Raw genomic sequence first — 12585 nt, 5'->3', positions numbered from 1 at the left:
TCTGGGCTGCCGTCACTCGTCGGTGGACGGGTCCGGGCCGCTGTCTTCAGCCCGCTGCCGTACGAACGCGCCGGCGGTGACCGCGGCCCGCGTCGCTCGGGCCGCCTGGTCCGCCGTCACGGTGTCGACCGGCTCGCGGGTGACGAACAGGCGCAGGAACAGAGGTGCGGAGACGGCTCGGACGACCGCGCCGGCGTCCGTGCCCGGGGGCGCCTCGCCGCGGGCCGCTGCCCGCTCGACCACCGCCTCGCAGCGCGCGAAGCGCTCGGTGTAGAAGGCGCGCAGCGCTTCGGCGGCCCGCTCGGACTGGAACGCGGCACCCACGAACGCGGTGGGGGCCGCCGCGACGGCCGGGTCGGCGAATGAGTCGACCACCTCGCGGGCCAAGGCTCGTAGATCGCCCTCCAGGCTTCCGGTGTCGGGTGGCGTCCAGTCGTCCTCGCCCGCGAGGTCGAGGGCATCCGCGACGAGCCCCTCCAGGCTGCCCCAACGGCGATAGAGCGTCGTCTTGTGGACGCCGGAGTGTTCCGCCACGTACTCGACGGTGAGGGCCGGATAGCCGTGCTGGGCCAGGCCCGTCAGGACCGCGTCACGCACGGCGGCCCGGGTGCGGGCGGTGCGGCCGCCGGGCCGTCGGCTGCCGGGCGCGGGCGCCTGCTCGCCTTCGATGGATGCATTCAATTGCTACTCCCGTTGCGTTAGTGATCCGAGTGTGCCACACTCCTCATAACGCCACTCAGGTTGCGTTTAAGGGTCGGGGTGCGGTGCCCGTCGGCCGGCTCTCTCGGCGCGTAGTGGTCGCCTTTCCAATTCCCGCACGGCCCTGCGTGTTTCCTGTTTCGTCCACGCTTGTTCCTGATCGACATCGGAGGCGCCCTTGCCCACACAGATCTCATTACGCGACGTGACCGTGTCCCGCGGCGACCGCCTGCTGCTCGACCGGATCTCGCTCACCGTGCGCCCCGGTGAGCGGATCGGGGTCGTGGGGGAGAACGGTGCCGGCAAGTCCACCCTGCTCCGGTTGCTGGCCGGACTCGAAACGCCCGACGAGGGGGAGGTCGTCACTCTGGTCGACGGCGGCACGGGCCTGCTCGCACAGACCCCGCGGCTGTCGGGCCAGCACACTGTCGCTGATGCGATCGACGACTCCCTGGCAGAGCTCCGCACCATGGAGCGGCGGCTCAGGGAACTCGAAGCGGAACTCGGCACCGCCGACGGAAGCACGCTCTTCGCCTACGGAGAACTGCTGACCGCGTATGAACTGCGGGGTGGCTACGAAGCGGACGCGCGGGTCGACAAGGCCATGCACGGCCTCGGACTCGCCTCCATGCGCAGGGAGCGCCGACTGGGCAGCCTGTCGGGCGGCGAGCAGGCCCGACTCGGCCTCGCCTGCGCTATCGCCGCCGCTCCGGAGGTCCTCCTGCTGGACGAGCCGACCAACCACCTCGACGAGCAGGCCCTCGGCTGGCTGGAGGAGACGTTGTCGGCCCACCGAGGCATCGTCGTGGCCGTCTCCCACGACCGCCTCTTCCTGGAGCGGGTCGCAACGGCCGTCCTCGAGGTCGACGGCGACCGCCGCACGGTCGTCCGGTACGGGGACGGGTACGCCGGATTCCGCGCCGCGCGGGCGGCTGCCCGGCAGCGCTGGGAGCAGGCGTACGAGGAGTGGTGCGCCGAGACCGCGCGGCTGGAGGCGTACGCGGAGACCACCGCGCACGGAGTCGCCACCGGCCGCTCGATCAAGGACAACAACAAGATGGCCTATGACAGGGCCGGCGGCCGGGTCCAGGCATCCGTCTCGGGACGCGTACGCAACGCCCAGGAGCGGCTTCGCCGCCTGCGCGCCGAGCCGGTGGCCAAGCCCCCGCGTCCGCTCGCCTTCACCGCGCAGCCGGTCGCCGGCGGCGCACAGGGGAATCTGGTCACCCTCACCGGCGTGCGTGTCGCGGACCGGCTGAATGTCGATCACCTGACCGTCCGGGCGGGGGAGAAGCTGCTGGTCCACGGCGGCAACGGTGCGGGCAAGTCCACCCTGCTGCGCGTGATGGCCGGCTTGGCCGAGCCGGAGGTGGGAGAGGTGCGCCGACGCGGGCGGATCGGACACCTGGCCCAGGAGATACCGGCCCACCGGCCGGCGGAGCGGCTTCTCGCCGCCTTCGGCCGCGGGCTGGGACTCACCGAGGAGGAGCAGGCCGAACTGCTCCTCTCGTACGGACTGTTCCGCTCCACGGATCTCTTCGTGCCGGTCGGCACTCTGTCCGCCGGGCAGCGTCGCAGGCTCGCCCTGGCCCGCCTGCTGGCCCGCCCGGCCGACCTGCTGCTCCTGGACGAGCCCGCCAACCATCTCGCCCTCGGCCTCGTCGAAGAACTGGAGGAGGCGCTGGAGCAGTGGACCGGGGCTCTGGTCGTGGTCTCCCACGACCGACAGCTGCGTCGCCGTTTCACCGGCCGCATACGCCGGATGGACTCGGGACGCCTCCTCGGCTGAGCCCGGCCGAGGAGGGCGATCTAGGGTCATGGCATGGCACGACCGCGGCGCATCGTTCTCGTACGGCACGGAGAGTCCGACGGCAATGCGGACGACACGGTGTACGAACGGGAGCCGGATCATGCGCTCAGGCTCACCGAGACGGGTCTGCGGCAGGCGGAGCGGACGGGGGAGCGGCTGCGGGAACTGTTCGGGACGGAGCGGGTCAGCGTCTACGTGTCGCCGTACCGCCGCACCCACGAGACCTTCCGGGCGTTCCGTCTCGATCCCGGACGGGTGCGTGTGCGCGAAGAACCGCGACTGCGGGAGCAGGACTGGGGAAACTGGCAGGACCGGGACGACGTACGGCTGCAGAAGGCGTACCGCGACGCTTACGGCCACTTCTTCTACCGCTTCGCCCAGGGCGAGTCGGGGGCCGACGTCTACGACCGCGTCGGGGCGTTCCTGGAGAGTCTCTACCGCAGCTTCGAGGCGCCGGACCATCCGCCGAACGTGCTGCTGGTGACCCACGGCCTGACCATGCGCCTGTTCTGCATGCGCTGGTTCCACTGGACGGTCGCCGACTTCGAGTCCTTGTCCAATCCGGGCAACGGCGAGACGCGGATGCTCCTGCTCGGCGAGGACGGCCGCTACCATCTGGACCGGCCGTTCGAACGCTGGCGTGCCCCCGAGCCGTACGGTCCCACCGGATAGAGTGGCAGGGCGATGACCGCTGACTCCTCTCTCGACCGGCGCTTCGACCGCGCCCTGGCCAGCCTTCGAGGGCTGGCCGTGGGAGACGCCCTGGGCTCCCAGTTCTTCGTCCCCGTCAACTATCCGCTGCTCAAACGACGCGAAGTGCCGTCCGGACCGTGGCAATGGACCGACGACACCGAGATGGCCTGCTCCGTCCTCGCCGTGCTCGCGCGGCACAACCGGATCGACCAGGACGCGCTCGCGCAGGCGTTCGCCGAGCATCACGACTTCGACCGCGGCTACGGGCCCGCGGTCAACCGGATGCTGCGGCTGATCAGGGAGGGCAGCGACTGGCGGGAGCTGGCCGCGGCGCTCTTCAACGGCCAGGGCTCGTGGGGGAACGGTGCCGCGATGAGAATCGCCCCGCTCGGCGCCTGGTACGCGGACGACCCCGAGCAGGCGACGCATCAGGCCGAGATCTCCGCGTACACGACCCACCAGCACCGCGAAGCCGTCGTCGGGACGATGGCCGTGGCCGCCGCCGCAGCGCTGGCCGCCGACCCGGCGGGCCCTCCGACCCCCACGGACCTGCTGGACGGCGTGATCGCGCTCGTGCCGCGCAGCGCCGTCGGCGCTGGGCTGCGCCGGGCCCGCGACATGCTCGACTACGGCGACCCGGCGACCGTGGCCGCGGTCCTGGGCAGCGGTCGCCGTACCAGCGCTCACGACACCGTGCCGTTCGCGCTCTGGTCGGCGGCTCGTGGCCTGGGCGACTTCGAGCGGGTCTTCTGGACGACCGCCCAGGTGGGCGGCGATGTCGACACCACCTGCGCCATCGCGGGTGGCGTCGTGGCCTCCGCCACGACCGGCGCGCCTCCCGCCGCCTGGCTGGAGCAGACGGAGGAGCTGCCGGACTGGCTCCCGTCCGCCGTACACCCCTGACACCTGACCCCTGACACCTGGCGCCCGACGCCTGGCGCCCGACCGCCCGGCCCCTCCGGACCGGGCCGTCCCCGGGGCGTGGCCTTCGACGGGCACAGCCGTCGACACGAGCTCCCGTCGGCCGGGGGCATGTGTCACGGTCCTGCCACAGGCCCGCCCCGGCCGGACCGAAGGCCCGGGGCCAGGGTTAGAGTCGGCCACTCCCAAGCGCTGATCATGAAGAGAGAGCGCCGACGAGACACCCGGACGCAGCCTTCCGCCGTCATGGCCCATGCGCGTACCGGGTCGGGAGGGGGTCCCGTGTCCGACACACCGTCCGCACCACCACCGAAGGACAGCGCTCCGTCCGAGCCGACGTCCGCCACCTCGGCCGCCTCGGCCACGCCGGCGAAGCCGGTCGCCCCGGCCACCGCGGCCACTCCGGCGAAGCCGAGCGGCGCCACATCGCCCGTACCGCCACAGCATCGGGCACCGGCGTCCACCCAGTGGCCGGCGGGGCAAGGGCCGCAGCATCCGTGGAGACCACCGACGCCTCCGACAGCCGGCCCGCTCACACCGCTGCGCCCCGCCGCGCCGACCAGAGCCACGTCCACGACCCTCGCGGCGATCGTGGCCACCGCGTTCCTCAGCGCGCTGCTGCTGGGTGACGGACTCGGCCTCAATCTGGTGCTCGTGGCCGTCCCCGCGACCCTCGCCGCGGCCTTCGCCGCGCGAGCGGCGGGCCGCCGTCTTCGCCCCTGGACGCTGGTCTGGGCGATCGGGGGACTCGCCCTCCTCGGCGTACCCGCCCTGCGGGACGCCGGCTGGCCCACCTTCCTGGCGATCGTCTCCGCCCTGGTACTGACCGCCTTCGCCCTGCACGGCGGCAAGGGCTGGCCGAGCATGCTGTTCGCGCCTTTCGGCCTGATCGACTCGCTGGGCTCCGGTACGACCTGGGCGTGGAAGGGGCTGCGTGACCGCGCCGACGGCTCCCGCGGCCGCTGGGGCCCGGTCGTTCGAACGGTCGGGGTGGCCGTCCTCCTGCTCGTCGTCTTCGGCGCGCTGTTCGCGGGCGCCGACGCGGCTTTCGCCGATCTCCTCGGTTCGCTCATGCCCGATGTCTCGCCGGCCCAGGTGCCGTGGCGGCTCTCGTTCTTCCTGCTGGGCCTGTTCGGCGCGATCTCCCTCGCCCGTACGGCCGCCGCGCCGCTGCGCTGGGACCGCATGGTCATCCGTCCCGGCCGAGCACGGGCACGGTTCGAGTGGGCGGCTCCGCTCATCGTCCTGAACCTGCTCTTCGCGGCCTTCAACGCGGTCCAACTCACGGTTCTCTTCGGCGGATACGACAAGGTGCTCGAAGAGACCGGCCTGACCTACTCCGCGTACGCACGCCAAGGCTTCTGGCAGCTCCTGACAGCCACCCTGCTCACCCTCGCGGTGATCGGGCTCGCCCTGCGATGGGCACCGCGCGCCGAGGCCCGCGACCGGACGCTCGTGCGAGCCGTGCTCGGCACCCTGTGTGTGCTCACTCTGGTCGTGGTCGCCTCCGCGCTGCGCAGGATGGACCTGTACGTGGACGCGTACGGGCTCACCCGGCTGCGTATCTCGGTGACGACCATGGAGATCTGGCTGGGGCTGGTGATCCTGTTGATCATGGCCGCGGGGATCTTCGGTGCCCGCCTGCTGCCCCGCGCGCTGGCCGCGAGTGCCGGCGCCGCCGTACTGGCCTTCGGACTGGCCTCGCCGGACGCGATCGTCGCCGAGCGCAATGTCGAGCGGTACGAGCGTCTCGGAAAGATCGATGTCCCCTACCTCGCAGGGCTGTCGGCCGACGCCGTACCCGCGCTCGACCGGCTCCCCGAGCCGCAACGTTCCTGCGCGCTGATGGACATCGACGCGCGGCTGCGGGCCGACGACGGCGCGTGGTTCGCCACCAGTTGGTCGGAGGCGAGGGCCCGCTCGCTGCTGGCCGAGCGCGGGATCGAGCGGTCCCGGGTGGACTGCTACGGGCCCAGCAGGGAAGACGAGTACGACCCGGACGCCGAGGTGGATCCGTACGGCGCCCCCTGAGCCCGGTCGCCGCGTCCCACCTGGAACGGTGGAGCCCCTGCCCGCTGCCCCCTGCCTCCTGCGCCCGCTCGCCGGGGAAGAGGGCAGGGGCGGGCGGGACCTCCGCGGAGCCGGGCCCGAGACCTGACCACCTCCGGCTCGTAGCTCGAACCCGCCACGGGTGACCCGTCTCCGACGTCGTCCGGGGGCGCCGAAGTGCCGCGCGACGATGCGCGCCGGTGAATCGACGGGCGCCGAGATCCCCGCGATGTCCGGTCACATCTTGGTGTCGCCGATCCGACCTCCGGCGCGTAAATGCGCCTTCGCGTGGCGAGCTTCGGACATCCGACGGGAATCCGGGTATCGCGGGCGGTGTCCGTCGGCGTAACCTGTCTGGCGCCATGCCGTACGAACCACCCACCCACAGCGTCGAGCGATCGCTCCGAGCCACCACCGGCGCCAAGATCGTTGCCGGGGTCGACGAGGTCGGACGCGGGGCATGGGCCGGTCCGGTCACGGTCTGCGCGGCCGTCACGGGCCTGCGCCGGCCCCCCGAGGGACTCACCGACTCCAAACTGATCACCCCCAAGCGCCGTACCGCGCTGGCGGCGGAACTGGAGACGTGGGTCACCGCCTACGCCCTCGGGCACGCCTCCCCCCAGGAGATCGACGAGCTCGGCATGACCGCGGCGCTCCGGACGGCGGCCGTGCGCGCACTGGACGCCCTGCCCGTACGCCCCGACGCGGTGATACTCGACGGCAAGCACGACTACCTCGGCAGCCCCTGGAAGGTCCGTACGGTGATCAAGGGCGACCAGTCCTGCATCGCCGTGGCGGCCGCCTCGGTCATCGCCAAGGTGCGGCGCGACGCGATGATGGCCGAGCTGGAGAGCATGGCCGAGGAATGCTCGGCCTTCGGGTTCGGCGCCAACGCGGGCTACCCCTCGCCGGTCCACAAGGCCGCGCTGGCGGAGCGGGGGCCCACCTCGCACCACCGGCTCTCCTGGTCGTACCTCGACGCGCTGCCCCGGTGGCGGCATCTCAAGAAGGTCCGTATCTCCGCCGAGGCGGTCGCACTGGAAAGCGGGGGCCAGCTCGGCTTCGACTTCTGAACCTCCCGGCAACGCCCACTGCGCAGCCGGGTCGCACGATTGTGCCCACCCGCCGGAGCCTCCCGCACCGGCGTTTGATAGACATCCACCCATGCCTCTCACACCCGAGGAGCCTCAGATTCACGAGAGTGCCCAGGGTCCCCGCGCCACGGCCGCCGGCCACCCCGCGCCGACCCCTCGTCCCGTCCCCGGCCCGCGTTCCGCGGCCTCACCGCGTCCAGGGCGCCCCAGCCCGGCACCGGCCAGGCCCGGCCCGCCGGCGCAGCGCCCGGCCCCCGGCGCCGGGCAGTCCCCGTCGTCCCGCCCGGAGAATCGTTCCGAACAGCGGTCCGGTCCGCAGGTACAGCTGATCCCCGCCCCGGTCGACGGCGCGCTCGACGCCGCCGAAGAGGCCGTCGATCTGCTCCTGGAGACCGGCCGCCCGCCCGGCGACATCCTCGTCCTCACCACCGGTGAGCAGCACCCGTGGGCGGCGCACGAGCTGTCCTTCGGCGATGCCGCCTACTGGGCGCAGCAGGAGGCCCGCGACGACGTGTTCTTCGCGGACGCCGCCGCCGTGGAGCGGGCGTCCGCCCGGCCCGTGGTCGTCGTGGCGGTCAACGGCGGAGCCGATGACGCCGCCGCACGAGCCCTGCCCCTGGCGAGGGGACGCGCGACCGCGCTGCTCATCGTCTGCGGCGACCCGCAGCGCATCAACGCCGCGCTCGGCGCGGGTGTCTGACGCGCGGTACGTCTCGCGGGCCTGACCCGGCTGCCCCCTGAGGGCGGCCGGGCCCGGCCCCGACGTGCCCGCGCGGGCGCTTCAGCGCGCCGCCGTGCGACGCAGCGGCTCCGCCGCGCCGCCCGCCGTACGCGGAGCAGGGAGGCCGAGTTCGGTGGCGACGTCCCCCAGGGCCGCCGGGCGGGAATCGGAGCCCGGCTGCCGCCCGCCCCGGCCCTCACCGAGCACCTGCCAACCGCCACGGGTCAGCGTGATGTACGCACCACAGCGGAGCCCATGGAGCGTGCAGGCATCGCGCAGCCCCCACATCCAGGCACCGTCCTCCTCCGTCCAACGCTCGTCGCCCTCGCGGCAGTAGAGCAGCACAGCCGTCCGTACGGGGGCGCGGCGCCGCAGGTCGTGCGGGATGACACGGCGCAGATGCGCGAGGAGCGCGTTGCGGAACTCCCAGCCGTCCGCCGGAACGGAGCGCCGGGTGAACGACGCGCTGGCGGCGAGCCGTTCCTCGTGATCGAGCACGGCGACGACGGCGGTCGTCGGCGTCGGCCGATGGCGGCTGTGCAGGCCGCTGACGACCTCACGGGGGTTACGGAGCAGCGGGATCCCGGCGGCGGCCCACTCGGACGGTTCCAGCATCCTGGCGAGGCGGCTGGCGGACTCGGACGGCGAGTTGATCGAGGCGGCTGCGGACGGGGCGAATCCGAAGGTCACGGTCCTCCCTTCGGATACGCGCCCGCTGGGCGGGCAGGGTCGAGTGAGGGCGCACCACGGCACAGTCCTTCCGGACCGCGTACAGGGCCGTGCGGGGCGGATTCCCAATTCTTGCGGGCCTGTGGGCGGGCGGCAACGAGCAATTGAGGCCGCTGACTGGAATGGGCAGGTATGGCACTCATATCCCTGCCCAGCCACCCACTGTTCACTCCCCGTTTCACCCCTGGACGGCAAGTACCAGCGGATACACCCCCTCCGCTCCCGCGCGGCGCAGCAGCCGGGCCGCCACGGCGAGCGTCCAGCCGCTGTCCGACATGTCGTCGACCAACAGCACGGGACCGCCGGCCGAGGCCAGTCGCTCGGCCAGTCCCGGCGGAACCGTCAGCGCCTGATGGAGCCCCACCACCCGCTGCGCGCTGTTCGTTCGGGAGATCCGTACGTCCTCGGCCTCGGGGACGTACTCGACCGCACCCAGCAGCGGCATCCGGCCGATCTCCGCGATCCGTCGGCCGAGCGAGCCCACGAGTTGCGGCCTGCTGCGCGAGGCGACCGTGACGACACCGGCCGGCCGGGCAGGAGAGTCCGGCGCCCCGGACGCCCAACCCCCGGGCCCCTTGGCCCAGTCGGCGAGGACGCTCACCACGGCCTGCATCACATCGTCCGGAACCGGACCGTCCGCGGCCCGCTCCGACAGCATCGGACGCAGCCGGTTCCCCCAGCCGATGTCCGACAGCCGCCCGAGCGCCCGCCCCCCGAACGACTGCTCGCCCGCCGGGATACGGCCCTTCAGATCGACACCCACTGCCGTGAGTCCGGTCGGCCACATCTTGCGCGGCTCCACCTCCACGCCAGGCCGCCCGAGCTCACCCTTGGCGGCATCGAGCGCCGCATCGCTCACCTTCGGGTCGAACCGCGACCCCGAGCAGTTGTCACAGCGTCCGCACGGTGCGGCCTCCTCGTCGTCCAACTGGCGACGCAGGAATTCCATTCGACAGCCTGTCGCCGCCGCGTACTCACGCATCGCCTGCTGCTCCGCCGCCCGCTGCCGGGCCACCCAGGCATACCGCTCGGAGTCGTACACCCACGGCCGGCCCGTGCTGGTCCAGCCACCCTTCACGCGGTGGACGGCACCGTCCACGTCCAGCACCTTCAGCATCATCTCCAGCCTGGTCCGCCGCAGCTCGACCAACGGCTCCAGAGCGGGAAGGGAGAGCGGCCGGTCCGCGTGCGCCAGCACGTCCAGGGTGCGGCGCACCTGCTCCTCGGGCGGGAAGGCGACGGACGCGAAGTACTGCCAGATCGCCTCGTCCTCCTTGCCCGGCAGCAGCAGCACCTCGGCGTGCTCGACGCCACGACCGGCACGGCCCACCTGCTGGTAGTACGCGATCGGGGAGGACGGCGAACCGAGGTGCACCACGAAGCCCAGGTCCGGCTTGTCGAACCCCATGCCCAGGGCCGAGGTCGCCACCAGCGCCTTGACCCGGTTCGCCAGCAGATCCTCCTCCGCCTGCTGCCGGTCCGCGTTCTCCGTGCGTCCCGTGTACGAGGACACGGTGTGACCGCACTGGCGGAGGTACGCGGTGACCTCCTCGGCGGCCGCGACCGTCAGCGTGTAGATGATCCCGGATCCGGGAAGCTCGTCGAGGTGGTCGCCCAGCCAGGCCAGCCGGTGAGCGGCGTCGGGCAGTCGGACGACACCGAGACTCAGGCTCTCCCGGTCGAGCGGGCCACGCAGCACCAGCGCGTCCGTCCCCGCGCCCGTTCCCAGCTGTTCGGCGACGTCCGCCGTCACACGGGCGTTGGCCGTCGCCGTGGTGGCCAGCACCGGGACACCGGCCGGGAGCTCCGCCAGCATCGTGCGCAGGCGGCGGTAGTCGGGTCGGAAGTCATGGCCCCAGTCGGAGATGCAGTGCGCCTCGTCAACCACGAGCAGGCCCGTGGCGGCCGAGAGGCGGGGAAGGACCTCGTCGCGGAAGTCCGGGTTGTTGAGCCGCTCGGGACTGACCAGCAGGACGTCCACCTCGCCCGCCGCGACCTCCTGCTGGACGGTCTCCCACTCCTCCGTGTTCGACGAGTTGATCGTCCGGGCGCGGATGCCGGCACGGGCCGCCGCCTCCACCTGGTTGCGCATGAGCGCGAGGAGCGGGGAGACGATCACCGTGGGGCCGCTGCCGGCCTCGCGGAGCAGCGACGTCGCCACGAAGTACACCGCCGACTTGCCCCACCCGGTCCGCTGCACCACCAGCGCTCGTCGCTTGTCGGCGACGAGCGCCTCGATGGCCCGCCACTGGTCCTCCCGCAGCTTCGCCGTGCCGGTCGGGTCCCCGACGAGGCGGGCGAGTACGGCATCGGCGGTGGCTCGGAGGCCCGCGCGGTCGGCGAGTCGGTCTGCGTTGGTCATGCCCCCATGCAACCCGATGGGTCGGACATTGCGCGAACGAGCCGCGCAGCCTGTGGACAACCGGGTCCGAGTCGCCGACCGGGTTATCCACAGGGGTTTCCGAGCCGGGACCGAGCGCGAGACCGTCGTGACCATGAACACGAACCCGCACGAATCCCGTGGACCGGCCGAATCGCAGCAGATCACCCTGCGCGGCCCCGCCGAGCTGGCCGACGCCCTCCCCTTCATGCTGGGCTTCCATCCCACCGATTCCGTCGTCCTCGTCGCCCTCCACGGCGAGCACGGCCGCTTCGGCGGGCGGGTCAGGCTCGGCATCCCGAGCTCGGCGAAGGAGTGGCCCGCGACCGCGGAGCACCTCGCCGGATGCCTCGTCGACGGCTGCGCCCGGCGCGGCACCCGCCCGGACGGCATCGTCGTCTTCCTCTGCCAGGACCCCGAGCCCGGCGAGACCGGCCGCCGGGTCATGGAGCGGCTGCGGCCCTTCGCCCAGCGACTGCGCACGGCCTGCGGTGAGCTCGACATTCCCGTCCACGAGGTCCTGTGCATCTCCGACGGCCTCTACTTCTCGTACGTCTGCCCCGACAGCCGCTGCTGCCCGCCCGACGGCACCCCACTCGCCCTGACCGGTACGTCGGTCATGGCAGCCTCCGCCGCCTACGCCGGAATCCAGGTGCGGGGATCCCTGCGTGACATGGAGGCGCGTCTCAAGCCCCCCGCGTCGTCCGACGGCGAGGCGCAGCGCGAGGCCCTGAACGCGGCCGCGGCCGTGATCGTCCCCAAGATCCTCGCCGACCCGCCGGGTGCGGGGCGGGAGGAGGTCAGGGAGCAGACGCTCACGCTCGCCCGCGAGATGATGCTGCGGTTCGGCGGGCCGGCCACCGTGGCGGAATCACCGGTACGGACGTCCGTGGCGGAACGGGTTCGAGGTCTGGGAACGATGGAGCGCGACGCGGCCGACGACGCGCTGGTCGATCCCGACGAGGCGGCGGCGCTGATCCTCGGCCTGCAGGACCGTGACACGCGGGACCGGGCCGCGGAGTGGATGGAAGGTCCCGAAGGGGCCGCGGCCCTGCGGTTGTGGCGGGTGCTGGCCCGGCGCTGCGTCGCCCCCTACGACGAGCACGCGGCCGCGCCGCTCACCCTCGCCGGCTGGGTGGCCTGGTCCACCGGCGACGAGCCGGCAGCCCGGGTGGCCCTGGGTCTCGCGCTGGACGCCGACCCCGAGTACGTCTTCGCCCGGCTGCTGCATCAGGCATGCAACGAGGGGCTCGACCCGGAGTCGCTGCGCAGTTGCCTGCGAGAGGAACGAGGGGCGAGAGCGGCGACGACCACCGGGACACGCGCCACGGCACGCCGGGTGGCACCCCGTGGCCCCCGTCCGCGGACGGTCAGGAAGGGCGGACCCACCGCCGGCACCCGACCCGGCAAGGCCGCACCGAAGCCGCCGCGGGACGCCTCGGCCAGGCGCACCGGACAGCGGGGGACGAGGAGCGGGCGGTGACGCCCG

General features: G+C 72.8%; 10 protein-coding genes. 7 read left to right on the top strand and 3 right to left on the bottom strand.

The window, feature by feature from the left end; all coding sequences use genetic code 11:
- Positions 1 to 12: 12 nt before the first annotated feature.
- Positions 13 to 681 carry a TetR/AcrR family transcriptional regulator gene (locus ACZ4VW_RS26825; RefSeq protein WP_467966692.1) on the bottom strand — a complete coding sequence of 223 codons (669 nt, stop codon included), beginning with the start codon at positions 679 to 681 and terminating at the stop codon, positions 13 to 15.
- Positions 682 to 877: 196 nt separating this feature from the next.
- Between ACZ4VW_RS26825 and abc-f the strand changes: the two genes are divergently transcribed.
- The 6 genes from abc-f to ACZ4VW_RS26795 all read left to right on the top strand — a co-directional run bounded on the left by abc-f (position 878) and on the right by ACZ4VW_RS26795 (position 7966).
- Positions 878 to 2488: a ribosomal protection-like ABC-F family protein gene (gene abc-f / locus ACZ4VW_RS26820; RefSeq protein WP_467966690.1), complete on the top strand. Its 1611-nt coding sequence runs from the start codon at positions 878 to 880 to the stop codon at positions 2486 to 2488.
- 33 nt (positions 2489 to 2521) lie between these two features.
- Complete coding sequence (locus ACZ4VW_RS26815; protein ID WP_467966688.1) at positions 2522 to 3181, top strand: histidine phosphatase family protein; 660 nt, start codon at positions 2522 to 2524, stop codon at positions 3179 to 3181.
- A 12-nt stretch (positions 3182 to 3193) separates the two neighbouring features.
- Positions 3194 to 4105, top strand: coding sequence for an ADP-ribosylglycohydrolase family protein (locus ACZ4VW_RS26810; RefSeq protein WP_467966686.1), 912 nt, complete (start codon positions 3194 to 3196; stop codon positions 4103 to 4105).
- Positions 4106 to 4714: 609 nt separating this feature from the next.
- Positions 4715 to 6154: a DUF4153 domain-containing protein gene (locus ACZ4VW_RS26805; RefSeq protein WP_467966685.1), complete on the top strand. Its 1440-nt coding sequence runs from the start codon at positions 4715 to 4717 to the stop codon at positions 6152 to 6154.
- Between the two features lie 380 nt (positions 6155 to 6534).
- A complete protein-coding gene (locus tag ACZ4VW_RS26800; protein WP_467966683.1) occupies positions 6535 to 7245 on the top strand; it encodes a ribonuclease HII in 711 nt (236 codons plus the stop codon).
- 91 nt (positions 7246 to 7336) lie between these two features.
- A complete protein-coding gene (locus ACZ4VW_RS26795; protein ID WP_467966680.1) occupies positions 7337 to 7966 on the top strand; it encodes a hypothetical protein in 630 nt (209 codons plus the stop codon).
- 81 nt (positions 7967 to 8047) lie between these two features.
- Here ACZ4VW_RS26795 and ACZ4VW_RS26790 read toward each other — a convergent pair whose 3' ends face one another.
- On the bottom strand, positions 8048 to 8677 hold the full coding sequence (locus ACZ4VW_RS26790; protein ID WP_467966678.1) for a hypothetical protein: 630 nt from the start codon (positions 8675 to 8677) through the stop codon (positions 8048 to 8050).
- A gap of 217 nt (positions 8678 to 8894) precedes the next feature.
- Positions 8895 to 11078 (bottom strand): RecQ family ATP-dependent DNA helicase, encoded by a 2184-nt coding sequence (locus ACZ4VW_RS26785; protein ID WP_467966676.1) that lies wholly within the window; start codon positions 11076 to 11078, stop codon positions 8895 to 8897.
- Between the two features lie 133 nt (positions 11079 to 11211).
- Between ACZ4VW_RS26785 and ACZ4VW_RS26780 the strand changes: the two genes are divergently transcribed.
- Positions 11212 to 12579 (top strand): DUF4192 domain-containing protein, encoded by a 1368-nt coding sequence (locus ACZ4VW_RS26780; RefSeq protein WP_467966674.1) that lies wholly within the window; start codon positions 11212 to 11214, stop codon positions 12577 to 12579.
- Positions 12580 to 12585: the final 6 nt, after the last annotated feature.

The sequence above is a fragment of the Streptomyces sp. NPDC029139 genome, from assembly GCF_055564335.1.
Note: the sequence above shows the minus strand (reverse complement) of the source record. Positions and strands in the feature narration are given on the sequence as shown.

What these genes read in the sequence shown, in the direction of transcription:
- ACZ4VW_RS26815 (WP_467966688.1), top strand. Translation starts at nt 2,522, where the DNA reads ATGGCACGACCGCGGCGCATCGTTCTCGTACGGCACGGAGAGTCCGAC.
- ACZ4VW_RS26810 (WP_467966686.1), top strand. Translation starts at nt 3,194, where the DNA reads ATGACCGCTGACTCCTCTCTCGACCGGCGCTTCGACCGCGCCCTGGCC.
- ACZ4VW_RS26800 (WP_467966683.1), top strand. Translation starts at nt 6,535, where the DNA reads ATGCCGTACGAACCACCCACCCACAGCGTCGAGCGATCGCTCCGAGCC.
- ACZ4VW_RS26795 (WP_467966680.1), top strand. Translation starts at nt 7,337, where the DNA reads ATGCCTCTCACACCCGAGGAGCCTCAGATTCACGAGAGTGCCCAGGGT.
- ACZ4VW_RS26785 (WP_467966676.1), bottom strand. Translation starts at nt 11,078, where the DNA reads ATGACCAACGCAGACCGACTCGCCGACCGCGCGGGCCTCCGAGCCACC.
- ACZ4VW_RS26780 (WP_467966674.1), top strand. Translation starts at nt 11,212, where the DNA reads ATGAACACGAACCCGCACGAATCCCGTGGACCGGCCGAATCGCAGCAG.